Genomic DNA, 24,923 nt, shown 5'->3' on the forward strand with positions numbered 1-24,923 from the left:
CAAATCATTTGCATAAACGGCGCGCCAGTCGGTTAGCCGCATCAACCAAGGAGGAGATAACAATGAAAAGACTCTTGATCACACTGGCAGCGGCATCCGCACTGTTCGCCACGTCTTCACTCGCCCAGGAAGCGAAGCTCAAGATTGGCGCCGCGCCCTATGGATTGAACGCCGAGTTCATGCAGATTTGGTCGGAAGCTCTCAAGCAGCACCCGGCAGTAAAGAACGGCGAGGTTGAACTGACCGTGTTTGACGGCCGCTACGATGCGCTGGTCCAGCAAGAGCAGTTCAACACGATGATCACCCAGAAATTCGATGCGATCATCTTCGTTCCCATCGATATCGAAGCCGGCGCCACCGCCGTTCAGGCGGCAAGCGATGCCGGTATCCCTGTTGTCGGCTCGAATACCCGCGTCAACTCCGATCTGCTTGCGGCCTATGTCGGCTCGGACGACACGGTTTCAGGCTACATGGAAGCCAAGACCGTGCTCGACAAGATCGGCTGCAAGGGCAACGTGGTTATTCTTGAAGGGCCTATCGGCCAGTCCGCGCAGATTTCCCGTCTGGAGGGTAACAAGAAGGCGCTTGCCGAATGCCCGGATGTGAAGGTCCTCGAAGATCAGACCGCAAACTGGTCCCGTGCCGAAGCCCAGACACTGATGGAGAACTGGCTGACGGCCCATCCCGGTCAGATCAACGGCGTGATCGGCCAGAACGATGAAATGGCACTTGGCGCAATCGAAGCGATCAAAGCCGCCAATCTCAAGGTGGACGACTTCGCAATCGCCGGGATCGATGGCATCACCGATGCTCTCCATGCGGTCAAGGATGGTACGATGACCTCCATTCTGCAGGACGCCAACGCTCAGGCGCAAGGCGCTCTCGACCTTGCGATTTTCCATGCCAGAAAGGGCGACTACAAGCCGCAGGCCGACATCTGGGCGCAGTACCCGGACATGCCGTTCAATGACGGCAAGGACAAGAACTACAATGTTCCATGGACGCCTGTAACCGCCGAGAACGTCGACAAGCTCCTGGAAAGCCGCAAGTAAATGCCCCGACGCCCCGGCGCGGCGCCTTATCGCCGAACCGGGGCGTCAGCCCACAATCTGTACATTCGAGGCTAAAATGTCCGATCAAGCTCCCCAAATTGACCTGAATTTCCCGCTTTCTGGAAAAGTGGCCGTCGTGACCGGAGGCGCTTCCGGCATTGGCGCCGCAATATCCAAGGCTTTCGTTGCCAAGGGAGCCAAAGTCGCGGTACTCGACATCAGCGCCGACATGGCGAAAGCCAAAGCCGAGGAGCTTGGCGAAAACGCCAGACCGTTCGTCTGCGATGTGTCCAGCCAGCATTCGGTTAATGAAGCCATCGCCGCCGCCGTCGCCCAATTCGGCTCCATCGACATTGCCGTCAACAGCGCGGGCGTCGTCTATCTGGCTCCAGCGGAAGATATTTCGCTCGATTCCTGGGGCAAGACGATCGATATCAATCTCAAAGGCAGCTTTCTTGTCACGCAGGCTGTCGGCCGCGCCATGATCGCCGCGGGCAAAGGCGGCAAGATCATCAATCTCGCATCCCAGGCCGGAACGGTCGCCATCGAAGAACACGTCGCCTATTGTGCATCGAAATTCGGCGTCATCGGCATGTCGAAGACCTTCGCGGCAGAATGGGGCAAATATGGCATCTGCGTCAACACGCTTTCTCCGACCATCGTGCTCACCGAACTTGGTAAAAAGGCCTGGGCCGGAGAAAAGGGTGAGGCGGCGAGGAAGCGCATCCCCGCCGGCCGCTTTGCCTACCCGGAAGAGATTGCGGCAGCCGCGGTGTTTCTCGCATCTGCTGGAGCCGATATGATTACAGGCGCCGATCTTCTGATCGATGGCGGCTATACCATTCTTTGAGCCTAGTGTGGCTTTGAACCCGAAATTCGTTCGCAACACTGCTCCAAAGTGATACGAATTTCAGATTCACCACATTAGCGCTCATTCATCTTACAGGAGATACCATGCAGCGCTTCATCAACAATCCGGACGAAGTCGTTGAGGACACGGTCAAGGGTTTTGTCAAAGCTCATTCCGACATCGTTCGGCTTGCCGAAAACCCGCGCGTGATTGCCGCTACAGGCGCGCCGATTGCAGGCAAGGTCGGCGTCGTTACGGGCGGCGGCTCGGGGCACGAACCGGCGTTCATCGGCTATACCGGCAAAAACATGCTCGATGCCGTCGCGGTTGGTGAACTGTTCTCCTCGCCAACCGCCAAGAGCTTCTACGACGCCATCCGCGAGGCCAACGGCGGCAAGGGCGTTATCGTTCTCTACGGCAACTATGCCGGTGACAACATGAACGTGAAGATGGCGATCAAGCTTGCCGCCAAGGACGGTATCGAAGTGGCGACGGTCGTCGCGAACGACGATGTCTGCTCCGCTCCGGCCGACGAGCGCGAGAAACGTCGTGGCGTGGCGGGCGAAATCTTCATGTGGAAGGCAGGCGGCGCGAAGGCTGCAACAGGCGCCACACTCGATGAGGTTCGCGCGACGGCGCAAAAAGCCATCGACAATTGTCGCTCGATCGGCGTCGGACTTGGACCGTGCACCCTGCCTGCCGTGGGACATCCCAATTTCGAGATCGCACCGGGAACGATGGAAGTCGGCATCGGCCATCATGGCGAGCCGGGCGTGCGGGTCGAACCGCTCAAATCGGCAGCCGAGGTGGCCAGAGATATGTGTCACATCGTGCTCGACGATCATGGGCTTGCCGAAGGCACGGAAGTGGCCGTCCTCATTTCCGGCCTGGGCGCAACGCCGCTCAACGAGCTTTATATTCTCAACGATACGATCGAGTCCGAAATCAGTGGGCGCGGGCTGAAAATTCACCGCACCTATATCGGCAATTATTTCACCTCGCTTGAAATGGTCGGAGCCACGCTGACGGTGATGGCGCTTGACGATGAGCTGAAGGAACTGCTCGATGTCGAAGTAAAGTGCACCGCCATTCTGTAAGGAAGAGAACCCGTGCAAACACTCAATAACGCGAAAGCCGGAGATATCGTACTGGCGATGGCGGAGCGCATTGTCGAAAACCGCGCCTATCTCAGCGAAATCGACGGGAAGATCGGCGACGGCGATCACGGCGTCAACATGGCCAAGGGCTTCAACATGGCCGCCGAACGCCTGAAGGGGCAAAACGAAACCCTTTCCGCATCCCTCGATACGCTCGGAACCGTGCTCATGACCGAGATCGGCGGCTCGATGGGACCGCTTTACGGAGTGATGTTTACCGAATTTGCCGAGAAAATCGACGGCGTGGACAATATCGACCCCGCCGCCTTCAGCCATATGCTTCATGCCGGACTGGAAGGCATTCAGGCAATCGGTTCCGCCAAGGTGGGCGACAAGACCCTGCTGGACACGCTTGTGCCCGCAGTCGAAGCCTTCGATGAGGCCAACGCCAGTGGAAAGTCCTTTGGAGAAGCGCTTCAGGCTCTTATTGCCGCGGCTGAAAAAGGCCGCGATTCCACAATCGACCTGGTTGCGAAGATCGGCCGCGCCAGCCGCCTTGGCGAGCGTTCGCTGGGCGTTCTCGATGCAGGGGCGACCTCCTGCGCGATCATTCTGACAGAACTTGCCAACGGCGCACGCGAACGCCTGCAATAGATTTCCGAAAGGCCCGCATCGCAGGGCCTTCCGGTTCTCCGACACTCAGAGCATGATCCCCAAAAGCGGGAGCCGTTTTGGGGATCATGCCCAGACAAAGAGTTAGCGCCAGCCAGACGCAAACAAAAACATTGTATTGCGGGGCCAGCCGGTCGATAGAAGAAAGACCAGGGAGACAAGCGCGAACGAGATGGCGTCACCAGCAAAAACAACCGCAGGCAAAGCCGGACAGGCAGAACCGGCCGAAGGCATTCCGCTGCGATATGGTGACGATCCCTATGTCTGGGCGTGCTGGCTTTATTATGAAGACGGGCGCACACAGGGCGAAATCGCCGAAATCATGGGCATATCGCGAGCAACCGTAAACAGTTATCTCGCGGATGCGCGCAGCCGTGGCATCGTCAATATTTCCATCGAACCGGCACGTCTCAGTTCCCTTGCCATCGCGCAGGAACTCAAACGCCATTTCGGGCTGAGCGACTGCCTTGTGGTGCCGAACGATGATGGTTCGCGAGCGCTTATCGACCGGCTTGGAACAGCCGCCGCGCAGGCGATTTCCAGGCTCCTGAAATCAGGAGATACGCTGGCCGTCGCCTGGGGACGTACTGTTCTCTCCATTGCCGAGAATACCCGTATATCCAACCTGCAGGACGTGACCATCGTGCAGGCGACGGGCGGCACACGCGCCAGTTTCAGCTATACGCCCGAACTTTGCGCAGCAGCCATGGCACGGGCGACGAACGCCCGTCTCGTCAACATCGCGGCCCCCGCCATCGTATCCAGCCCCGAATTGAAGACGGCCATTCTCGACGAACCGATCATCGCGGAGCAATTCGAAGCGCTGAACCACGCCAACAAGGCGCTGTTCGGGATTTCCTCGCTGCGCCCGAACTCGACGATCCATACGAGCGGCTTCTTTGAAAATGTTTCGATACAGGAATATCTGGCCAAGAATGCCGTCGGTGTCGTGGCGGGGCGTTTCATCGACGCTTACGGACAACCCGTGTCAGGCCCCCTCGATGACAGGACCATCGGCATAACGCTCGACATGCTGCATAAAATCTCGATGCGCATCGCAGTCGCCGGTGGCTTCGACAAGGTTCCGGCAATTCTCGCCGCTTTGCGCGGTGGCTATATCAATGTGCTGGTTACCGATGCCGCAACAGGCCGGGGCATCCTCAATGCCGATGGCGTGACCGGGATCGACAGCAAGCTGTCCCAGAAACTGCGCCCCGAGCCGGCGGCAAACATATCCAGCCATTATCGCACCCACATCAAGAAGTTCCTGAACAGCCCCGACGACGTGGTAGAGGAAATGCTCGACGGCGCCACCAAGGCCCATCAAGCCTACCTGACCCCGATCAACGGGGCGAAACGCGCCCTTGTCGCGCGTTGCGGTCCCCGTCCGGGCAAGGTGGGGCTGGTGATCGGCGGCGGTTCGGGCCACGAGCCGTGCTTTCTGGGCTATGTGGGCAAAGGGCTTGCCGATGCGGTGGCCATCGGCAATGTCTTTTCCTCCCCTCCGCCCGCCCCCATTTTGGAATGCGCGAAGGCTGCTTCCGGCGGCGAAGGCATCCTCTTCGTCTATGGCAACTATGTCGGCGATGTCATGAATTTCGAAATGGCGGCCGAAATGGCGCAGGAAGCCGACATACCGACACGGACAGTGTTGACGACCGACGACATCTCCTCCTCTCCGGTAGAGGACCGGGACGGACGCCGCGGCGTCGCCGGAAACTTCTTCATCTTCAAGGTAGCAGGTGCGGCCTGCGATCGCGGTCTGTCGCTGGAAGCGTGCGAAGCGGTGACACGCAAGGCCAACCGGCGCACCTATACGATGGGCGTCGCCCTCGAACCCTGTTCCCTGCCGCAGACGCGGCGGCACAATTTCGAGATCGGGGCCGAAGAAATGGAAATCGGCATGGGTATTCATGGCGAGCGCGGGGTCGTCCGCGAAAAAATGATGCCCGCGGATGCCATCGTCGATCACATCATGGACCGGATTTTTGCCGAAATGAATGCCTCGCCCGGAGACAGGGTTGCGGTGCTCGTCAACTCCTTCGGCTCGACCCCACTGATGGAGCTTTACATTCTGTTCCGGCGGGTCGAACAGCGGCTGAGCGCCAAGCAGATAAGGATCGAAGCCAACTGGGTCGGGCATTACTGCACATCGCTTGATATGAATGGAGCGTCCATCTCCATCATGCATCTCGATCAGGAACTGTCCGATCTTCTGTCACACCCTTGCGATACCGCTTTTCTTCGGGTCAACTGAACTATGCCGCCCCGGCGGCTTCATGAATTCCAGATCGTCTGGGAGGTAAAAATGCAGGAAACTGCAGCGCGTCGCCTTAGCCGAATGTTCCAACTCATCGCCTTTTCCATCAAGGAGGAAAAGGAACGCCTGTCCGACCTCGACGGCGCCATCGGCGATGCAGACCACGGCATTACCATGGCGCTCGGCTTTTCGGCTGTAACCGGCGCGCTTGCCAAGGCCGATCTGGAACAGACCCTGCCTTCTGAAATCTTCGCCATCGCCGCTTCGGCTTTCCTGGATGCCGTGGGCGCGTCGACAGGTCCGTTATACGCTTCTGCATTTCGCAGCGCCTCCAAAGCGTTGAAAGCGCATGAGACGCTGGACACCGAAGGACAGGTTGCCATCATCGAGGCGATGACGCAGGGCATTCAGGACCGCGGAAAAGGACAGCGCGGCGACAAGACCATGCTCGATGCCTGGATACCGGCTGCGGAAGCGGCGGAAAAAGCGCGGTCGTCCGGTCTTTCCGGCTCGCAAATGTGGGCCCGGATACTCGATGCGGCGGAAAAGGGCGCGGATTCGACCCGCTCCATGGTCGCAACCAGAGGCCGCGCCGCGCGACTGGGAGAGCGTTCGCTCGGGCATATCGATCCGGGGGCGGCTTCCGCCATTATAATCCTGAGTGCCATGCGGGATAGCCTTGCCGATGCCGGCTAGAGCGGTTCCGGTTCAAATGGAATCGTTGGAACCGCTCTATCTATTTGTTTTTACGCATTTCCGGGCGCAAAACCGGTTTCCACTTTTGCTGGAAATGCTCTAAGCAGGGCGCTCCGAGCCTCGATATTATTAAGCTTTATTGGCCGACAAGGCGTGTTTTCCAGCCGACAGAATTTCCGGAGCAGCACCGCGACTTTGCTTGATTTCTATGTGATAGCGCATGAAATCCACAGCCGGCAACGGCTTGGAAAACAGCCACCCTTGTGCGAAATGCACGCCACGCTCCTTAAGAAAGGCCGCCTGTTCTTCCGTCTCGACACCTTCCGCCACTGAAAACAGACCAAGCGCATGGGCAAGTTCAATGATGTGCAGGATGACGGAACTCGTCGCGGCCTGCGTTCCGATCGTATCGACGAAGGATTTGTCTATCTTGAGCGCGTCCAGCGGCAGTGTTTGCAGGTATTGCAAGCTGGAATAGCCGGTGCCGAAATCGTCTATGGCAATGGAATGGCCCGCCTTGCGGGCTCTTTCAAGCGTGTGGCTTGCGGAATTGACGTCGAGAAACCCCCGCTCGGTCGCCTCCAGCCAGATCTGCTCCTTGCGAATATCGGTTCGGTCCAGTTTTTCCGCCACCAGATCGACGATCCTGCCCGATTGAATGTCCGAAGAACACACATTGATCGCGATGTGAAGGGTCCGGTCCCCTGCCAGGAACGAGCTCATATCGGCAATGACCGCGTCGATGACGAGATCCGTAATCGGCGCGATCTGCCCTGTTTCTTCGGCCAGCGGTATGAACAGGTCAGGCCTGACCAGAGAGCCGTCGGGCCGCTTCCAGCGTACCAGTGCTTCAGCGCCGACGCATATTCCCGTCTTCAGATCGACGATAGGCTGGTAATGAACCATGAACTCGCGTTTGCTGATCGCCAGATCGAGTTCCGCCCGAAGCGACAGGCGGCGCTTCGAAAGCCAGAAGACCGCGCAAAGCAGAAGCAGCGACAACAGTGCTCCGGCGGGCAGGAAAACGATCAATTCCTGCCACAGGCGGGGAACAAGTCTGGCACGCGGTTCTATTACCACCGCCGACAGACCGTCACTTTGAGCGACGCCCGCCAATGAGGAAGCATAAATACCGCTCTTCTCGTTGGCGGCAAGCGATGCGACCAGATCACGGTCCGGATTGTTGCGCATACTGATGATCTCGCCACGATCGTTCAGCAGGGCGATTGCGATTTCGTCATCGATAACGAGATCGATGAAATAGGATGGCGTTATGAGAACGTTATAACTTCCCATTGCCACTGCCGTCGTCTGTTGGCCGAGACTGGCATCCGGCGTTACGCGCAAGACGACACCCAAGCCGTCCGGGGTAGTGAAGTCGGCCGGCAGGCCTTCGACATGCTGCGTTGTCACGCCCCATGAAGTACATTTCAGAAGACCATTTTCGAAATAGCCGATTTCTTCCACGGCCGGGGTATTGATCGTCTGGCTGCGCATCAGCGCGATGTGCTCTCCCGAACAGGGAGGCAAGTCCGCATGTATCATCACCTCCATCACCTGCCGGGCATCCTGAAAGGTCGTCCTTGCGCGGAAAACTGCTCGCTCAGCGATCTGCGAAAGAAGAGACAGTTCTTTCTGACTTGCAAGGTGATAGGAGACCCAGCTCATCGTAGCCATGGGAACCACGGTCCCGACCAGCGCGAGCAACAAACCGATAATGACTACTCTCCCTCGCCGGGAAGATATTATCTGGTTTGCCATCTGTTACTTCCGCTCCTTCAGGAAGTTCTCGACGACATGGAGACAGCCCGCACGGTTCACCCCGAGAGAGGAACTGCGCGGAATTTTCTCACTGCAAATACGGCGCGCCAATCTTGTTCAACTATAATAGAAGTCACCTTCCGCAGTAAAAATTCTTCCCGCACAGTTTCCTTCCCCTTGCGGGCAGGAATGTAACGCCGCTTCCAATCAAGCGGTGCTATCAGTTCTCACCAATTCACCAGATACAAGAGCCTGTTCCGAAAGTCGCCATGAGTGGCTGCAATGGCAATTTCTTGCGTTCCGGTGCTCATGTACGTCCAGTACATTGTGCTCCGGTACTCGAAAATCACCATTTTCGCACACATAGGCCGCTTTTTGATTCAGGCTCTAAAGCCGAATCCCTCAATGGATTGCATATCCTATAAAAAAGACAGGATTGAAAAATTATCATAAACATTAGACACCATCAATACATATTGTTATTGTAAAAATGTGGATATATTTAATAATCTCTTTATTTAGGCATCACTTATTATAAAAAATCAATCGCCACTACTTTCTTGAGGTCAACCAAAATTCTGTTCACACGAACCGATACTCCATTGCAGGAACCCCGAACCTGAATCGAAAAGCGGCCTATGCATGCGAAATGGTGATTTTCGGGTGCCGGGAGGCAGCAGATTGCCAATTGCGGCCACTCATGGCGATTTCTGGAACAGGCACTCAGACTTCGTGGCGCTTGCCGAAGCCTTTCTTCTCCCGTTCGCCAGCATTTGAAGGATTCTCCGGAAAAAAATAATAACCCCCAAAAACATTTTGGATTCTTAGGATCATGCTGTAGGTTTCAGCCGATTCAGGAGGCGGATATATGGGGGTTTCGGTGAAGAGGCGGTCTGTCAATTCACCGCTTTGCCATAGCCATTGCGCTGCGATAGCGGCTATTGAAGTGAGGAGGAAACATGTATTTTTTTAACAGGAAAGTGGCGGTGTCCCTGGCGACAGCGCTCGGGCTCGTTCTCGGTGCGGCTCAGGCGCAGGCCGAAGAATTCGTGAATATTCTGACGGGCGGCACGAGCGGCGTTTATTATCCTCTTGGCGTTGCCATGGAGAAGATTTACTCGGACATCCCCGATGTGCGTCCGTCGGTTCAGGCGACCAAAGCGTCGATTGAAAACATCAACCTGATCAACAGTGGACGTGGAGAAGTAGCGTTCACGCTCGGGGATTCCCTGCGCAATGCGTATGAAGGCAACGAGGCGGCGGGTTTCAAGAAGAAGCTCACCAATCTCAGCACTCTGGCCGCGATCTATCCGAACTATGTCCAGATCGTTGCCTCGAAGGAATCCGGCATCAAGACGCTGGCCGACCTGAAAGGGAAGCGGCTTTCCGTCGGAGCGCCCAAATCCGGCACCGAATTGAATGCGCGAACCATACTTGAAGCCGCCGGGCTTTCCTACGACGACCTCGGCAAGATCGAATATCTGCCCTTCGCGGAATCGGTCGAACTGATGAAGAACCGGCAACTGGATGCCACCCTGCAATCTTCGGGCCTTGGCGTCGCCTCGCTGCGCGATCTTGCCAATTCGGTGGATATCAATGTGGTTGAGGTTCCGGCAGAGGTGATCGAGAAAATCGGCTCTCCCTATCAGGTCAACACGATCCCCGCCAACACCTATAGCGGGCAGGATAAGGACGTCGTGACCGCTTCGGTGATCAATTATCTGATCGTGCGTCCGGACATGGACGAAGAGCTGGTCTATCAGATGACCAAGCGCCTGTTTGAGAATCTCGATCAGCTGGCTGCCGCTCATGCATCGGCCAAGGCGATCAAGCTCGACAAGAGCACGATCGTTTCACCGGTTCCGATCCATCCCGGCGCAATGCGTTACTATAAGGAAAAGGGCATCGAATAATCTCCGGCATGTGCCGAGAGATTTGTTGCCTGTCCACACGGCAAACGCCCGGGTAGCACCTACCCGGGCGCTCTTCGATTTTTATCAGATGACTGACCCGACGAAAGTTCGTTTATGAGTGAGAGCCAGAACTCCGCCGTAGAATCGGCTGAACATATCCCCGGCTGGGGCGCAGGTTATGGCGCCAGAATCCTGTTCGCCATAGCTGTGGCATTTTCCGTTTTCCAGCTTTGGACTTCAGCCTATTCGCCTTTGCCGAGCCAGGTCGTTCGCTCCGTTCATGTCGGCTTTCTTCTTCTGCTGCTGTTCGGCCTTTACGCCAATGCGTCGACGGCTTTCGCGAAGCGCGCCGTCTTCTGGTGCGCCGCTGTCATCGCTTTCGCGCTCAGTCTCTATCACTGGTTCTTCTACGAAGATCTGGTGATCCGCGCTGGCGAGCCCAATACGCCGGATATCGTCATCGGCATTCTCGTTGTCGCGCTCGTCTTCTGGGCAGGCAAGAAGATGATGGGCTGGACCTTGCCGCTCATCTGCTTAATTTTTCTGGCTTACGGCCTGTTCGGCCAATATCTGCCGCACCCGTTCAATCATCGCGGCTATGATTTCGAACAGGTGGTCGAGGTTCTCTTTCTTGGAACCGAGGGGATTTACGGCACGCCGATCTATGTTTCGTCGAGCTATATTTTCCTCTTCATCCTGTTCGGTGCGTTTCTCGAACGCGCAGGCATGATCCAGCTTTTCAACGACATTGCCATGGGAACGGTCGGCTCCTCACGCGGCGGACCTGCCAAGGTGTCGGTGATTTCGTCCGCCCTGATGGGAACGATCAATGGCTCCGGTGTCGCCAATGTTGTGACGACCGGCGCATTCACAATTCCGCTCATGAAGCGATCCGGCTTTCGTCCCGCCTTTGCCGGCGGTGTCGAGGCAGTGGCATCGATGGGCGGGCAGATCATGCCGCCCGTCATGGGCGCCGTGGCCTTCATCATGGCCGAAACGCTCGGCCTTCCCTATGTGGAAGTCGTCAAGGCCGCGATTGTTCCGGCAGTTCTCTATTTCATCACCGTCTTTGTAATGGTTGACCTGGAAGCGCGCCGCCTCAGGATGAAGGGCCTCGACAAGAACGAGATGCCAAGTGCGCTCGATGCCATCCGCAAGCGCTGGTTTCTCGTCCTGCCTCTTGCTGCTCTGGTCTGGCTCCTCTTCTCGGGCTATACGCCGCTTTTCGCGGGAACCGTCGGCCTCAGTCTCACCGCGCTGATCATTCTCGGCGTACCGATTTCCGGCAGCATGTCGCTGCCCTTGCGAGTTCTGTTCTGGGTCGCGCTCGGCGTGATGTCTGCTGCCGCGTTCGGCTCCACATTCAACGTCTTCGGCTATGCATTGCGCGGAATTACGCTGATCATCGTTCTCGTCGCTCTCCTCGTAGCGATAAACTTCGTGATACGCGGCGGACGCGAGACATTGAACCTTTGCCTGCAAAGCCTCGGAGAAGGCGCCAAGAATGCGCTGCCGGTGGGCGTCGCCTGCGCCCTTGTAGGCGTTATCATCGGGGTTCTGGCACTGACCGGCGCGGGTTCGACATTTGCCCGTGTGATCGTCACCGTTGGCGAAAATTCGCTGTTTTTCTCGCTGATCCTCACCATGCTTGCCTGCCTCGTGCTCGGCATGGGCATCCCGACGATCCCGAACTATATCATCACATCCTCGATAGCCGGACCTGCGCTTCTCCATCTAGACGTGCCGCTTCTGGTTTCGCATATGTTCGTCTTCTATTTCGGTATCATGGCCGACCTTACGCCGCCGGTCGCCCTTGCTGCTTTCGCCGCAGCACCCATCGCGCGGGAATCGGGCATGAAGATCGGGGTACAGGCAATCTCCATCGCGGTGGCGGGCTTTGCCGTGCCTTTCATGGCTGTCTATGAGCCGGTGATCATGCTTCAGGAAGGCGGCCCCCTGGCCGAAAAATTCGGTTTCTGGCTGGCCTTCGTCTATATGCTGATCAAAGCGCTGCTGAGCATTCTCTTGTGGGGGGCATCGGTTATCGGCCACCTGCGCACGCCGCTCAAGCTGTGGGAGCGCGCCTGGGCCTTTGCTGCCATAGCGCTCATGCTTGCCACCTATCCATACAGCGACGAGTTGGGCTTCGCTGCCTGCGCTGCCTTCCTTGCCTGGCATTTCTGGAAATCGCGTCAGTCCGCCGTCACGGCGGCGGACTGATGCCTGTCTGTATTGCAACGGCTGGCGGCATCATGAAGATAGCTGCCGCCAGCTTCATCCTCTCATGGACCCATAGCGTCGAGAAAATTCCGTGGCAGGAATACTGGAGCGTTACGCATGAGGGGCTGGTTCTTGCCGAGGCGCGCATCAAAGGGTCTGGCGCCGGCATGGACCCGCCAGAAGATGCCGTTCTCGAAAACGGCTGGTACCGCTATCACCCGAACATTCCACCCCGGAAGGAAATCGTTCTCGCAGCATCCGGCAAGACCGGCGGGGGATGGACCTTCTGCGCCGAACAGAAATGCATAGAACTGGGCAAGGCCGAGGCCGTCCCCATTCACATCAAACCATGTGAATAGAGCGCATATCTGCCGCGCCGCCCCCAAGGCACGCCCCCAGGCACGGGAGCGGCCTCCGCATCCTTGTACCAAGGCGCCGCACATCGATCCCCTACACCTCAGCGTAACGCAATCTCCAGCCAGGCAACCTGTCTGATTTGAAGTCCGCGCATTTCGATGTTGACTGGTATGGTAGTATGGCATAAGCAGGTTGATGAGGAGTCAGTTCATGCAAAGCCCATCATTGCGACAGAAGCACATCAGTGTGGTGGATCAGCTTTACGCTGCATTGCGCCCTGATCGCGCTGTCGCGCAAGGCGATGCCGTTCGGGCCGAATATTTCCTGTAGGGCACACAGCAACAGCAAAGACATCATCGGGAGGAGGAAAGAATGAAATTTCGTAGTCTTACGCGTCTGGCGGCAACCTGCGCGGTTCTTGCCGTCATGGGCGGCACATCGCTTGCACAGGAGGTCACGCTCAAGCTCGGCCACCTCGCAAATGAGGAAAACATCTGGCACAAGGCGGCGCTCAAATTCGCGGACGAGGTCAAGTCGCGTACCGAAGGGCGCGTCGCCGTCGAAGTCTATCCCAATGAATCGCTCGGCAAGGAAATCGACGTCATCAACGGAATGCAGCTTGGCACAGCCGATATGACGATTACCGGCGAAAGCCTGCAGAACTGGGCGCCGAAGGCGGCGCTGCTGGCTTTGCCCTATGCATACAAATCGCTTGAACACATGGACAAGGTCGCTTCCGGCGAGATCGGCAAAGAGATCGAGGCGGAAATCATCGAGAAGGCGGGTATCCGTCCGCTGACCTATTTTGCGCGCGGCCCCCGCAATCTGTCGGCCAACCGCGAAATCAGCAAGCCCGAAGACCTGAAGGGCTTCAAGCTTCGCGTGCCGAATGTGCCGATCTTCGTGGCGGCATGGCAGGCGCTCGGGGCGAACCCGACGCCGATGGCCTTCTCGGAGGTTTTCACCTCGCTTCAGAATGGCACTATCGAGGGGCAGGAAAACCCGCTCGCCCTCTTCAAGTCGGGCGGTTTCTATGAAGTCCAGAAGGTCATAAACAAAACGGAACACGTCCGCTCCTGGATTTATCTCGCTATATCGGAACGGAGCTGGAGCAAGCTGTCGGAGGCCGATCAGGCCGCGTTGCAGGAAGCTGCCAAGGTCACGCAGGCTTATGAACGCGAACTGTTCGTCGCCGACGAAAAATCGCTGGTCGCCGATCTGGAAGGCCGAGGCGTAAAATTTGTCGATGTCGATCAGGCTGCCTTCGCCGCCAAGGCGCGTGACGCCGTCATCGCCTCCGTACCGCAGGAAATCCGTCCGCTGGTCGAGCAGGTTTTCAACGACTGAGATAGCGGAGCTGCCGGACCCGCTCCGGCAGTTCCTCCATCGAGGATACCATGACAAAAGCATTCAAAGGGCTGGAAGGCCTATGCCGCCTTCTGATACTTGCGGCATTTCTCGTGCTGATCGGTGCGGTTCTGTTGCAGGTCTATGCGCGTACGTTCCTGAGCAGCGCGCCGGTCTGGACCGAGGAACTCACCAGATTTTGCCTGCTCTATATCGGTGCGCTCGGCGCGGGCCTTGCCCTGCGCAGCGGCGACATGGTCAATGTCGACCTCCTCTGTGAAAGCCTGCCGGGTCGCCTTCCCTGGCTCCTGAGACTGATCAGCGCTGCGCTGACGGTAATATTTGCGGCTGTTCTTCTACCCGCGGCATGGGACTACACGATGATCGGCAGCCGCCAGACCGCCCCGTCTCTGGGATGGCGCATGGACTTTATCCATGCATCGCAACTCGTTCTTTTCGTTGCCCTGGGTCTCTGGGCGCTGATGCGCATCGCCGAAATGCTGTCAGGTCGCCATGACGGGCGCCCCATCCCCAATTCGGAGGAAATCTGATGGGTCTGACCCTGCTCCTTGGCACATTCGTGCTGGGCCTTGCCATTGGCCTGCCCGTGGCCGTGACACTGGGCCTCTCCTCCATGGCCTATCTTCTGTTCGCGGACATTCCGCTGGTTGTCATCCCCCAGAAAATGTATGCCGGGATGGACAGCTTCGTCCTGCTCTGCATTCCGGGTTTCATCCTTGCCGGCAACCTGATGAATTCCGGCGGCATCACCGAACGGATCATTCGCTTCGCAAATGCCCTTGTGGGCTGGATGCGCGGCGGTCTTGCCCAAGCCAATATCGCGGCCTCCATGCTCTTCGGCGGCATCTCCGGAACAGCGGTCGCCGACGTGGCTTCCGTTGGCGGCATGATGATCCCCGGCATGAAGAAGGTCGGATATCCTGCCGATTTTTCCGCCGCCGTCACCGCCGCCTCATCGACCGTCGGCCCCATGATCCCGCCAAGCGTGCCGATGATTATCGTCGGGTCGCTTTCCGGCCTCTCGGTTGGGAAACTGTTTCTTGCAGGCGCCATCCCCGGCCTGCTGATGGGGTTTGCCATGATGGTGACGACCTATTTCATCGCCCGGAAGAAGAAATTCCCCCGCGAGGACTGGAAGGGGATCGGCGAATTGCTGTCGTCGTTCGTCGGCGCCATCTGGGCAATCGCAATGACCGCCCTCATCGTGGGCGGGCTGCTGATCGGCATCACGACGCCGACCGAAACGGCCGTGGTCGCGTGCCTTTATGCGGCGGTCGTCGGTCTGTTCGTTTACCGGGAACTGCCGGTAAACCGCATTCCGAAGATCATCATCGACAGCGCGATAAGCTCCGCCGGCATTCTCGTGCTGGTCGGCACCGCCAATGTGTTCGGCTGGATTCTGGTTGCGGAACGCATCCCGCAGACATTGGCCAATGCCGTGCTTTCCTTTACGGACAACAGGTTTCTCGTCATCCTGCTGATCAATATCCTGCTTCTGTTCGTCGGCATGTTCATGGAGACGATCGCGGCACTCATCATTTTGTTCGTACCGTTGCAGGCTCTGGCCATGGCCGTCGGCATCGCCCCCATCCATTTCGCCTGTTTTGCGGTTCTCAACCTGATGATCGGCCTGACGACGCCGCCCGTCGGCGTTTGCCTGTTCGTCGCGTCGAATGTCGCGCGATTACCCCTCTCGCCGGTGATCAGGGCAATCATCCCCTATCTCGTCACCAATTTGATCGTACTGCTGATGGTCAGCTATATGCCGCCTCTGGCGACATGGTTGCCCGACACTCTGATGCCCTGAGGCTGCCATGAACGAAACGTCGAACACCCGCGTGATCTGCCTTCACGCACAGGATGATCTGAGGATCGAAAGCCGTTCTCTCGGCGCTCCGGGTCCGGGCGAAGTGCTGATTGCCGTTCAGGCAGCCGGAATTTGCGGATCGGATCTGCACTACTGGCTGGAGGGCGGCATCGGCACCATCCGCGTGCGGGAGCCGATCATTCTCGGCCACGAGGCGTCCGGGCGCATCATGGCGCTCGGTGAAGGCGTGACAGGCTTCGCAACCGGTCAGCTCGTTGCAATGAACCCGTCGCAGCCCTGCGGTACGTGCAGTTTCTGCCAGCAGGGCTTGCCGCGTCATTGCAGCGCGATGCGCTTCAAGGGATCGGCGATGTATCTGCCGCATGAACAGGGCATGTTCCGCGACAGGATCGTGATCGCGGCCGAGCAGTGTTTTGCCGTGCCGGACGGGATCGATCCGGGGGCAGCAGCCTGTTCGGAACCGCTGGCGGTATGCCTTCATGCCGCCAATCGCGGCGAAGCGATTGCGGGCAGTCTCGCAGGCAAGATCGTCATGGTGACAGGCGCGGGTCCCATCGGCGCGCTTTGCGTGGCGGTTGCACGGCTGCGCGGTGCCTCCGAAATCATCGTGACCGACATTCAGGACGCGACCCTGGGCGTCGCCGCCCGAATGGGCGCCGATCACACGGTCAATACCGCTAAAGATCCGAAAGCGCTCGCCCCCTGGCAGGAAGGCAAGGGCAAGGTTGATCTCGTGTTCGAATGTTCGGCTGCGGCACCCGCCATCAACGATGCGATCTCCTGCCTGAAACCGCTCGGCACGCTGGTGCAGGTCGGGGTGGCCGGACCAACCGCGATGCCTCTAAACGTCATGGTGGGCAAGGAAATCCAGTTCGTCGGCTCGCAGCGTTTCGATGCCGAATTCGCGGACGCGGTACGGCTTATCGGGTCAGGAGCCATCGACCCGCAACCGATCATCACCGCGACGCTTCCCATGACCGAAGCCCTGGCCGCCTTTCGCGCGGCCACGGATCGTTCCCGGTCCGTCAAGGTTCAAATTCGCTTCGCTGACGCATCAGCGCAACCCTGAAAACAGAAAGACGACAATATGAGACAGACCTGGCGCTGGTTTGGTCCCAAGGACCTTGTATCCATCGATGACATGCTACAGGCTGGCGTGGAAGGTGTTGTCACCGCTCTGCACCATGTCGCGACCGGCGCGGTCTGGTCACCGGCCGAGATTGAAAAACGGCAGGCCGAAATCGCCCGGATGAAAAACGGCGAGCCGTCCGGACTGAAATGGGAAGTCGTCGAAAGCCTTCCGGTTTCAGAAGATATCAAACGCCAGACGGGCGACTGGAAGACGCATATCGCTAACTGGAAAACGTCGATGCGAAATCTGCGGAACGCAGGCATCGAGGTCATTTGCTACAATTTCATGCCTATCCTCGACTGGACGCGCACCGATCTTGCCTATCGTCTGCCCAACGGGGCGACCTGCATGCGCTACGACGCCCTCGATTTCGCCGCGTTCGACCTGTTTCTGCTTGAGCGCAAGGGGGCATCGGAAAATTATGACCCCGCGCTTATCGAAGCTGCCCGCAAGCGTTTCGCGCAGATGTCGGAAGCACGACGACTGGAACTTTCCGGCAATGTCGTGTTCGGTCTGCCCGGCGCCGCCGAACGCATGTCGATGGACGACGTGAAGGCTCACCTTGCCCACTACGACAATATTTCACCGGAGCGCCTGCGCGGTCACCTGATCGATTTTCTGGCGGAAGTGAGCCCGCTTGCCGAAGAACTCGGCGTGCGTCTCTGCTGCCATCCCGACGATCCGCCGTTCCCGCTTATGGGCCTGCCGCGCATCATGTCCACGGAAGCCGATTACAAGGCGGTGATGGATGCGGTAGACATTCCGGCGAACGGCATCACCCTCTGCACGGGATCGCTGGGCGCGCGTGCCGACAACGATCTGCCGGGCATGATGAAGCGTCTGGGCGACCGGGTGCATTTCCTGCATCTGCGCAATGTGGCGCTCGAAGAGCCTTATCTCGGTGGTTCGTTCCACGAGGCGGCCCATCTCGAAGGCCATACGGACATGGTTGCGATGATCGCAGCAGTTCTGGCCGAGGAAACCCGCCGCAAGACGGCGGGCCGGACCGACTGGCAGATTCCGATGCGTCCCGACCACGGCCAGGACATTCTCGATGACCTGAACCGCAGCGCGCAGCCGGGATATCCGTCCATTGGCCGTCTGAAAGGTCTGGCTGAGCTGCGCGGGATCATGACCGCCCTTTCCCATCCGGCTGTCGGAGTTGCTGAATGACACGATTATCCGCACATGCCACGACCGGAGCAACGGCCATCTGGCCCGCCTATCGCCCGGAAGATCATGCATCGGGCATCGTCCATCTAGGGCTTGGCAATTTCGCCCGCGCCCATCTCGTGGCCTATACCGATGACGTTCTCGCACGTAAAGGCGGCGACTGGCGGGTCGTTGGCGTGTCGCTGCGTGGAACGGCGGTTGCCGAAAGCCTGAACCCGCAAGACGGGCGTTATACCATCATCACGCGCGGCCCCGTGACGGAAGCGCGCGTGATCGGTGCGCTGGAACGGGTGCTGTCCGGCCCGGCAGCGAGCCGGGATGCGCTGGACGCGATGACGTCGCCCGGATGCCGCATCGTCAGCCTGACGGTGACGGAAAAGGGTTATGGCATCACGAGCGACGGGCAACTTGATCGCAATCATCCCGCGGTCGCCGCCGACCTTGCAGACCCTGAAACGCCGGGCGGCGTGATCGGTCTCATCGTGGCCGCCCTCTCCCGCCGCAAGGCAGACGGCTTGTCGCCATTCACCGTGCTGAGCTGCGACAACCTCTCGCACAATGGCGAGAAACTGCGCAACGCCGTGCTTGCCTTCGCCGACGAAACCGGAGGTGAGACCCTTTCGCGCTGGATAGCGGACAGGGCGACCTTTCCCTCCACGATGGTGGATCGCATCACCCCGGCATCGACCGCCGACACGGCTGAACTGGCCGCAAAGCTGACGGGTTATGAAGACCGCGCCGCTGTCGAGACCGAGCCTTTCAGCCAGTGGGTGATCGAGGATAAATTCTGCGCCGGACGCCCGGAATGGGAATGCGCGGACGCCCTGTTCGTCGACGATGTCGCTCCATATGAAAGCATGAAACTGCGCATGCTGAACGGAGCGCATTCGATGCTTGCTTATAGCGGGCAGCTTTCAGGCAAGACCTTCGTTCGCGACGTCATGGCGGATGCGGATCATGCCTTGCTCGTTCGCCGTCACCTTGTCGCGGCTGCATCGACTGTTCAGGGACTGGCCATCGACCTCGATGCCTATGCCACAGCCCTCGCGGAACGGTTCGCCAATCCGGCCATAGCCCATTCAACGGCGCAGATTGCCATGGACGGGACACAGAAACTTCCCCAGCGCATCACCTCTCCCGCTCTGGAAACGCTAAATGCCGGGGGACCACAGGCCCCGTTTGTATTCGCGCTTGCGTCCTGGCTCGCTTATCTGGCCCAGAGGGACCGCGACGACCAGTCCATGCCGATAAACGATCCAAAGGCGGTGGAATTGCAGGACGCCCTGCGCAATGCGGCGACAGCGGACGAAATCGTGCGTGCGGTCGCGAATGTCTGCCCGGATATTCTTCCCCCGGCATTGACGGGCGGTGGTTTCGGTTCGGCATTAAGGGACATGGTTTCCACTATTCTCTCGGAAGGAATGGCAGCCGTCATTCGCCGGGAAGCCGCAGCCGGGCAGCGATGATCGGGAACGACTTCCGGTAAAGTGAAACGCAAATTTCAGCAGGTAACAAAACGCCGATCTGATTGAATCAGATCGGCGTTTTGTCTTTTTGCGTATATCCAATCCTAAAACCTGTTCCCGCTTTTGGGAAACACGCTTTAAAATTTTCCGATAACGTTCAGGAACACACCGCGATCATTAAGGGTCAGGTCGCGCAGATCGTCGGAGAAGGCGCCGAAATTATAGCCAGCACCAACCTTGAAGTTCTCGCCCACATGACGATAGACGGCCAGCAATGCGCCGTAATCGGTGGTCTTTGCTTCCGGCATATGCATGACCCTGCCCTCAAGCAGCGCATCCCAGTTCTTCACGACATGAAGATCGGCTCGGACAATGCCGAGATGAGCCGATGACGTATACCAGTCGGAAAATTCCTTGCGGTCGCCGTCCATCTGCCGTTCCCGAACCTGACCGTAACGCATGCCATATTTGCCGCCGACCGACAGCCACGGCATCAGGTCATAGGTGAAGTCCGCCGAGAGGATATGGCTGCGCTGCGCCGGACCATATTCGTCGCCGGTAATCGCGCTGACCTGATCTTCGCCGGGAAGGTCGTAGACCCAGGCATATTTGAACAGCGCATTCAGCCGATCGTTGTCTACCGGGCGATAGGCATAGCCGATAGAAGCATCGACGTAATCGCCGTCACGGAACGAACTATCGCCCGTGGACTCCGAAAGAACGGCATCCACATTGACCAGCAGGCGCCAATCCTCGCTGGTCTTCCAGGAAAGACCCGTCGCAAACAGATAGGTATTGCGGTCGCGGCTGCTGTCATCGGATTCCTCGAAGCGGGCCTCGCCGCGTATGCGGGCGTTGATGCCCCGCTCCTCGTCCTTGTAACCGACCGAGAGCGAAATCGCCTTGCGGTCGAAATCGGAGCGTTCCGCGCCGGTGTCCGGATCAACCGTATCGTCTTCCACCGAGCCTGCCTCGAAGCCGCCATCGACGGTCCAGACCTTGTCCGGCGTATAGATCACGCCATAAGTCTTGGTGAGCGACATGCGACGACCGAAGAGGTCGTAATTGTTCTCCGCATAGGTCGAAAGCGTATCGTCGAGCTTGCGCCGCATCCCGAGAACGAAAGTCCCCTTGTCGACACCGTCGAGATCGTAGCTGCGGTCGAGGTCGAAGGCGCGATCCGGGTCGAGCCGGTAGCCGAAATAGTAATTGTCGGACGCGGTTGGCGAATAGTTGATCGCCGCCAGTCCGCCCAGCCCGCTGTTGCCGTAGGAGATCTCGCCTTCGAGACCGATCTTCTCCGTCAACTGATATTTCGTGCCGACACCCAGCCGGTCATTGCGGCGCACGTCGCCATCGCGTGATAGCGTGCCCTGACCGAAGACATAATATTTATGGTCGGCATCGGGCGCATAGTCGAGCCGGACACCGGCGTCCAGCCTTTCGCCGTCATAGCCGCTCTTGCCGGAATAGACCGCGATGGGCGAGCGCAGTTCCGTATAGGAAATGCCGAAGGAAGCCTTCCAGTATTCATTGAACTGATGACTGACCGTCGCCTCGCCCTTGCGTTTGGTGCGGCCTCCGGTTTCGCGCTCGTAGAATTCGTCGTAATCGCGCCCTTCCCTGTAATCGTCGTAGGTGAACTTGAGATCGGTGTCCTTCGTCAGTTCTATATCCGCATGAGCACCCCAGATGCGTTCATCCACCAACGCCTGCTCGGCAAGCGTTGAAAAGCCTGCCTGCTTTTCCCCATAATAACCGCCGACCGTGCCCTTGATGCCGCTTCTGGTTATGTCCTCCAGATCGATCTGGCCCTTCGTTCGCCACGCCATCGCCGCACGGTCACGCGTGCCGGTTGTCGTGACATCGCTCAGCGTAAGGCCACCGTCGGTCGAACGCGACAGGCCGAAACCCGGCCCCTTGGAACGGGAAACTTCCGCCTCAAGGAACGTCTTTTCCGAATGGCGGATGGTGATATCCGCGCCGACGGCCTGCTGGTTGGCTTCCCCGGTCGTCTCGTTCATGCCGGTAACGCCGACGCGCACCTTGTCGTCAAACCAGTGCTGCGCCCGCCCGCCGTAAACATAGCCATCCACCTCGCCAATGGCAGGGGTGAACTCGTATTGCGCGATGAGATAGGCCCGGTTACCGCCGAGCGCACCCTCGCGGATCGCCCCGCCGGTTCCGGTCGAAGACGACAGCGGACGCTTGAGGATGACGACGCCCTGCAAGTAATCGAGCGTGTAATCTTCTCCATAGATGAGTGTACGGCGTTCCTTGACCTCGCCGGTCACCTGATCGCGCACCTCCACCGTCAGCGTTTCGGAGCCGGTGGTGATATCCTGCTGCTTCAGGAAATAGGCCGAACCGCCGGTGCCGAGGAACTCGTCGCGCTGCGGCAGCGTGTCCGGCTGGGCGGCATAGACATTCACTTCCGTCTTGCGCTCTCCGAAAGAGGTCACTTCCTCGGAATTATAGACGGCGCTTGCGCCATAAAGCCCGCGTTCCGAACGCATGAATTCCGTGCCCTTGATGGAAGCCTTGTAATTGCCCCACATCACGTGGCTCGGTCCACGATCCAGCCGCACATAGAATTTTCCGTTGGTCGGCGCATCTTCGAGAATGGTCGAGTCATCGCCATAGACCGGATAGTAGGCGTCCGGGTCGATACGGCGCAGCAAACTACGTGGATCCCGGTCGTCGAGGCCGCGGAACATATCCCTGATCTCGCCTTCGCGACTGTCCGCCGCTGCGGTGAGAAGATATTTCCCCTTGATCTTGCCCTTCACATAAAAGGCAAGCCGTCCTTTGGTATAAACCTCGTCATATTCGCCGGGGCGCACATCTTCGATCCCGTCGTCACCCATGCGCTTGCCGATGGTGAGATCGGCAAGGCCGACATAGAACCAGTCGTTATCCGGGATATTGATCTGGCGGCTGAAGTCGAGGGCGCTGCCCTTTTCCTGACCCAGCACAGCCACGTCCACATCGTGTTCGCCCGGCGGCAGGATGCGCTGCATGACGAAGGACTGGTTCTTGTCGAGCGGAACGATGCCATCCAGCGCCTTCACCTGATAGCCTTCCGGCACATTGCGGCCATAGACGGTCACGGCACCGCCGGCAACATCGATGTTGCGCGTGCCGGTATTGTCCTCGCCCATGCCCGGAGCCGGTGCTTCGGTCAGCTTCGTGCTTTCCTTTTTTGAAGCCTTGAGTACGGCGCCCGGCTTCATGGCTCTCGGGTTCGTCCCATGACTATTGAAGCAGCGCAACCAGAGTTCATGAGGCGGATCGGCCTTTGATGTCGATCATTTTTGATGAATTATCGGATCTTATACGTCAAATATGACTTAAAGAACGTGCGCCGTTTCCATCTCAGCGCCGACGAAAGCAGCCTCATAGTCACGCGCCAGCGCGCCAGAAACGCCAACCTGTCTGAAGGCTTCCCGCCATCCGTCCGAAATGCGCAGCGCCATTACCCGGATAATCTCTCGAGCCTCGGCCTCGGGAATCTCAAAAAACGCGCAGGCTTCCAATGCGAGTTTGATCGACCGATCATGGGCTCCGCCCTCAAGGATCGCAGTTTCGAGATGCGGGTTGCGATCTGGCGCCGGGTTCACGTCGAACACCGGCGACAAGCGCCACTGACCCGCCCCCACATAGAGGAAGCCGTGGTTCTTCAGGTGATCGTCCTTGTTGGACACGAGGATCGTGAAGATCAGACGCCGGTAGAGCTCGCGAAAGTCGGCCATGGGGTCGGATGAATGAGACCGCATGAAATCGACGATCTCGGTATAGGAGCCCAGCTCCACCCCCGTCTTGCCGAGCGCGGTGCGCGCGGAGATGTAGGGAATCCGTGCGGCCCCACGCCGGTCAAACCGCTGGATCAGCGCGACCGGAAACGGCGTGTCCGCCAGTTCCAATCGTGTCGCGGGTGTTCGAATACCGCAAGCCGCCGCCAGGCGCAGCGTCGCGACCTCGACCCGCTCGATCGGCTGTTGATCGTGGACCGAGGTGAACTTTGCCAGCCACAGTAGATCACCGTCCCTGACATTGGCTTTGGGGCGAGCGCCGCCGGAGCCGCCCGCGCCGGCCAGCGCCTGCATCTCCTCGGGCGAGATTTCCTTGCCTTGCTCATAGGCCCGCGCGATCGCCGTGATGGTTTCGAGATCGACCAGACGCGGAACGGCGTCCGCCGCCTTGCCGCAAATGACCTCGCCCTTGTCATCAAGAAAGCGTAGCGCGCCTTGGCGGCAGGTATCGTCGGAAAGCGTCATATACTCGAATTCGCTGAGACCATTGCCGTAGGCGCGTTCGAGCAGCCTTCGTCCCCAACTGTCCGGAGCCGCATCGGCGAAAACGCCCGCCAAAGCGTCGCGCATGTTGCCGGGCTGCCCCGAGGTGTGAAATGGGCCGGCCTCGAGAGGGAAATCGGGCTGTATGGCGAAGGCGCGCGGATTCTCGATCCATTCGGCGCCATAGGCGAAGGTCGAGAATTGACGCGGCCCGGCATGGGTGAAACGCAACTGGCCCACCGATGTCCGGCCTTCGCCAAGCGCGACATGGGCGACGAAATCGGCCATCAGAAGGAAGCCCCGTCAGGGTCCACGACGTCCTGCCGATCCTGCGTCTCCTCCGTCTGAGCCTTCTGCTTTTTCAGCCTTGCCGCGAAGGAGCGGCCCCTGCGCGGTCCGTGCTCCGCTGCCAGCGCCAGCCCCAGATCGTCCTTGCGGATATCGACCAGGTCAGCGAGCCGCTCCAGGAGGCCGAGCACAACGAGAACGTCGGCAAGCGTTCCGATGGCAACGCCCGGATCGCCCCGTTCAAGGCGGGCGATGGAACTTGGCGAGGTTCCCGCACGCACGGCGAGATCCGCCACGGCGATGCCACGCCGCAGACGCGCGTTGCGGATATCCTGGCCCAGTCGTTCCAGTGCTGGTTTCGCCTTAGGGGAGCCCATCTCAATCATCCATATATGATCGAAAAAATCTATTAACCAATCATATATGACTAATTAGCTCCAAGGTCAAGTATTCTAGTCCGCGCCCGCCCGGTCCACCATCACCTCGTTTTGGCAA

The 24,923-nt window shown here is 58.7% G+C and carries 19 protein-coding genes; 15 read left to right on the top strand and 4 right to left on the bottom strand.

The window, feature by feature from the left end:
• Positions 1-62 precede the first annotated feature (62 nt).
• From FHS76_RS04190 to dhaL (FHS76_RS04215), 6 genes are all read left to right on the top strand, one after another.
• Positions 63-1,052 carry a substrate-binding domain-containing protein gene (locus FHS76_RS04190; RefSeq protein ID WP_183648561.1) on the top strand — a complete coding sequence of 330 codons (990 nt, stop codon included), beginning with the start codon at positions 63-65 and terminating at the stop codon, positions 1,050-1,052.
• Between the two features lie 76 nt (positions 1,053-1,128).
• Positions 1,129-1,902, top strand: coding sequence for an SDR family oxidoreductase (locus FHS76_RS04195; protein WP_183648563.1), 774 nt, complete (start codon positions 1,129-1,131; stop codon positions 1,900-1,902).
• 104 nt (positions 1,903-2,006) lie between these two features.
• The gene (locus FHS76_RS04200; protein ID WP_183648565.1) at positions 2,007-2,999 is read left to right on the top strand and encodes a dihydroxyacetone kinase subunit DhaK; all 993 of its coding nucleotides are present in this window, start codon (positions 2,007-2,009) and stop codon (positions 2,997-2,999) included.
• Positions 3,000-3,011: 12 nt separating this feature from the next.
• Positions 3,012-3,653: a dihydroxyacetone kinase subunit DhaL gene (dhaL, locus tag FHS76_RS04205; RefSeq protein ID WP_183648567.1), complete on the top strand. Its 642-nt coding sequence runs from the start codon at positions 3,012-3,014 to the stop codon at positions 3,651-3,653.
• A 190-nt stretch (positions 3,654-3,843) separates the two neighbouring features.
• Positions 3,844-5,928: a bifunctional sugar-binding transcriptional regulator/dihydroxyacetone kinase subunit DhaK gene (locus FHS76_RS04210; protein ID WP_183648569.1), complete on the top strand. Its 2,085-nt coding sequence runs from the start codon at positions 3,844-3,846 to the stop codon at positions 5,926-5,928.
• Between the two features lie 51 nt (positions 5,929-5,979).
• Positions 5,980-6,627, top strand: coding sequence for a dihydroxyacetone kinase subunit DhaL (gene dhaL / locus FHS76_RS04215; protein WP_183648571.1), 648 nt, complete (start codon positions 5,980-5,982; stop codon positions 6,625-6,627).
• Between the two features lie 129 nt (positions 6,628-6,756).
• Here the strand turns inward: dhaL (FHS76_RS04215) and FHS76_RS04220 are convergent, their stop codons facing one another.
• Positions 6,757-8,304, bottom strand: coding sequence for an EAL domain-containing protein (locus tag FHS76_RS04220; protein ID WP_235992565.1), 1,548 nt, complete (start codon positions 8,302-8,304; stop codon positions 6,757-6,759).
• 1,043 nt (positions 8,305-9,347) lie between these two features.
• Here FHS76_RS04220 and FHS76_RS04230 point away from each other — a divergent pair.
• From FHS76_RS04230 to FHS76_RS04270, 9 genes are all read left to right on the top strand, one after another.
• A complete protein-coding gene (locus tag FHS76_RS04230) occupies positions 9,348-10,301 on the top strand; it encodes a TAXI family TRAP transporter solute-binding subunit (protein ID WP_183648573.1) in 954 nt (317 codons plus the stop codon).
• Positions 10,302-10,415: 114 nt separating this feature from the next.
• A complete protein-coding gene (locus tag FHS76_RS04235; RefSeq protein WP_183648576.1) occupies positions 10,416-12,521 on the top strand; it encodes a TRAP transporter permease in 2,106 nt (701 codons plus the stop codon).
• A complete protein-coding gene (locus FHS76_RS04240; protein ID WP_183648580.1) occupies positions 12,521-12,880 on the top strand; it encodes a DUF1850 domain-containing protein in 360 nt (119 codons plus the stop codon). Before FHS76_RS04235 ends, FHS76_RS04240 begins: the two co-directional genes overlap by 1 nt.
• 370 nt (positions 12,881-13,250) lie before the next feature.
• Positions 13,251-14,225 (top strand): TRAP transporter substrate-binding protein, encoded by a 975-nt coding sequence (locus FHS76_RS04245; protein ID WP_183648583.1) that lies wholly within the window; start codon positions 13,251-13,253, stop codon positions 14,223-14,225.
• 50 nt (positions 14,226-14,275) lie between these two features.
• A complete protein-coding gene (locus FHS76_RS04250) occupies positions 14,276-14,776 on the top strand; it encodes a TRAP transporter small permease (RefSeq protein ID WP_183648586.1) in 501 nt (166 codons plus the stop codon).
• Positions 14,776-16,053: a TRAP transporter large permease gene (locus FHS76_RS04255; RefSeq protein WP_183648589.1), complete on the top strand. Its 1,278-nt coding sequence runs from the start codon at positions 14,776-14,778 to the stop codon at positions 16,051-16,053. Before FHS76_RS04250 ends, FHS76_RS04255 begins: the two co-directional genes overlap by 1 nt.
• 7 nt (positions 16,054-16,060) lie before the next feature.
• Positions 16,061-17,143, top strand: coding sequence for an L-idonate 5-dehydrogenase (locus tag FHS76_RS04260; RefSeq protein ID WP_183648592.1), 1,083 nt, complete (start codon positions 16,061-16,063; stop codon positions 17,141-17,143).
• A gap of 18 nt (positions 17,144-17,161) precedes the next feature.
• A complete protein-coding gene (uxuA, locus tag FHS76_RS04265) occupies positions 17,162-18,379 on the top strand; it encodes a mannonate dehydratase (protein WP_183648595.1) in 1,218 nt (405 codons plus the stop codon).
• Positions 18,376-19,845, top strand: coding sequence for a mannitol dehydrogenase family protein (locus FHS76_RS04270; RefSeq protein WP_183648598.1), 1,470 nt, complete (start codon positions 18,376-18,378; stop codon positions 19,843-19,845). The genes uxuA and FHS76_RS04270 overlap by 4 nt, the downstream gene beginning before the upstream one ends.
• 137 nt (positions 19,846-19,982) lie before the next feature.
• Here FHS76_RS04270 and FHS76_RS04275 read toward each other — a convergent pair whose 3' ends face one another.
• The 3 genes from FHS76_RS04275 to FHS76_RS04285 all read right to left on the bottom strand — a co-directional run bounded on the left by FHS76_RS04275 (position 19,983) and on the right by FHS76_RS04285 (position 24,805).
• Positions 19,983-23,078, bottom strand: a complete 3,096-nt coding sequence (locus FHS76_RS04275; protein ID WP_183648600.1) for a TonB-dependent receptor — start codon at positions 23,076-23,078, stop codon at positions 19,983-19,985.
• A 117-nt stretch (positions 23,079-23,195) separates the two neighbouring features.
• Positions 23,196-24,428: a type II toxin-antitoxin system HipA family toxin gene (locus tag FHS76_RS04280; protein ID WP_183648605.1), complete on the bottom strand. Its 1,233-nt coding sequence runs from the start codon at positions 24,426-24,428 to the stop codon at positions 23,196-23,198.
• Positions 24,428-24,805 carry a helix-turn-helix domain-containing protein gene (locus FHS76_RS04285; RefSeq protein ID WP_048648545.1) on the bottom strand — a complete coding sequence of 126 codons (378 nt, stop codon included), beginning with the start codon at positions 24,803-24,805 and terminating at the stop codon, positions 24,428-24,430. Before FHS76_RS04285 ends, FHS76_RS04280 begins: the two co-directional genes overlap by 1 nt.
• Positions 24,806-24,923: the final 118 nt, after the last annotated feature.

This window comes from Brucella daejeonensis (assembly GCF_014199265.1).
In the GTDB taxonomy this organism is placed as follows: Bacteria; Pseudomonadota; Alphaproteobacteria; order Rhizobiales; family Rhizobiaceae; genus Brucella; species Brucella daejeonensis.

Coding starts and splice junctions, on each gene's coding strand:
- FHS76_RS04190 (WP_183648561.1), top strand. CDS start 63: ATGAAAAGACTCTTGATCACACTGGCAGCGGCATCCGCACTGTTCGCC.
- FHS76_RS04195 (WP_183648563.1), top strand. CDS start 1,129: ATGTCCGATCAAGCTCCCCAAATTGACCTGAATTTCCCGCTTTCTGGA.
- FHS76_RS04200 (WP_183648565.1), top strand. CDS start 2,007: ATGCAGCGCTTCATCAACAATCCGGACGAAGTCGTTGAGGACACGGTC.
- FHS76_RS04210 (WP_183648569.1), top strand. CDS start 3,844: ATGGCGTCACCAGCAAAAACAACCGCAGGCAAAGCCGGACAGGCAGAA.
- dhaL (WP_183648571.1), top strand. CDS start 5,980: ATGCAGGAAACTGCAGCGCGTCGCCTTAGCCGAATGTTCCAACTCATC.
- FHS76_RS04220 (WP_235992565.1), bottom strand. CDS start 8,304: ATGGCTACGATGAGCTGGGTCTCCTATCACCTTGCAAGTCAGAAAGAA.
- FHS76_RS04230 (WP_183648573.1), top strand. CDS start 9,348: ATGTATTTTTTTAACAGGAAAGTGGCGGTGTCCCTGGCGACAGCGCTC.
- FHS76_RS04235 (WP_183648576.1), top strand. CDS start 10,416: ATGAGTGAGAGCCAGAACTCCGCCGTAGAATCGGCTGAACATATCCCC.
- FHS76_RS04240 (WP_183648580.1), top strand. CDS start 12,521: ATGCCTGTCTGTATTGCAACGGCTGGCGGCATCATGAAGATAGCTGCC.
- FHS76_RS04245 (WP_183648583.1), top strand. CDS start 13,251: ATGAAATTTCGTAGTCTTACGCGTCTGGCGGCAACCTGCGCGGTTCTT.
- FHS76_RS04250 (WP_183648586.1), top strand. CDS start 14,276: ATGACAAAAGCATTCAAAGGGCTGGAAGGCCTATGCCGCCTTCTGATA.
- FHS76_RS04255 (WP_183648589.1), top strand. CDS start 14,776: ATGGGTCTGACCCTGCTCCTTGGCACATTCGTGCTGGGCCTTGCCATT.
- FHS76_RS04260 (WP_183648592.1), top strand. CDS start 16,061: ATGAACGAAACGTCGAACACCCGCGTGATCTGCCTTCACGCACAGGAT.
- uxuA (WP_183648595.1), top strand. CDS start 17,162: ATGAGACAGACCTGGCGCTGGTTTGGTCCCAAGGACCTTGTATCCATC.
- FHS76_RS04270 (WP_183648598.1), top strand. CDS start 18,376: ATGACACGATTATCCGCACATGCCACGACCGGAGCAACGGCCATCTGG.
- FHS76_RS04275 (WP_183648600.1), bottom strand. CDS start 23,078: ATGAAGCCGGGCGCCGTACTCAAGGCTTCAAAAAAGGAAAGCACGAAG.
- FHS76_RS04280 (WP_183648605.1), bottom strand. CDS start 24,428: ATGGCCGATTTCGTCGCCCATGTCGCGCTTGGCGAAGGCCGGACATCG.
- FHS76_RS04285 (WP_048648545.1), bottom strand. CDS start 24,805: ATGGGCTCCCCTAAGGCGAAACCAGCACTGGAACGACTGGGCCAGGAT.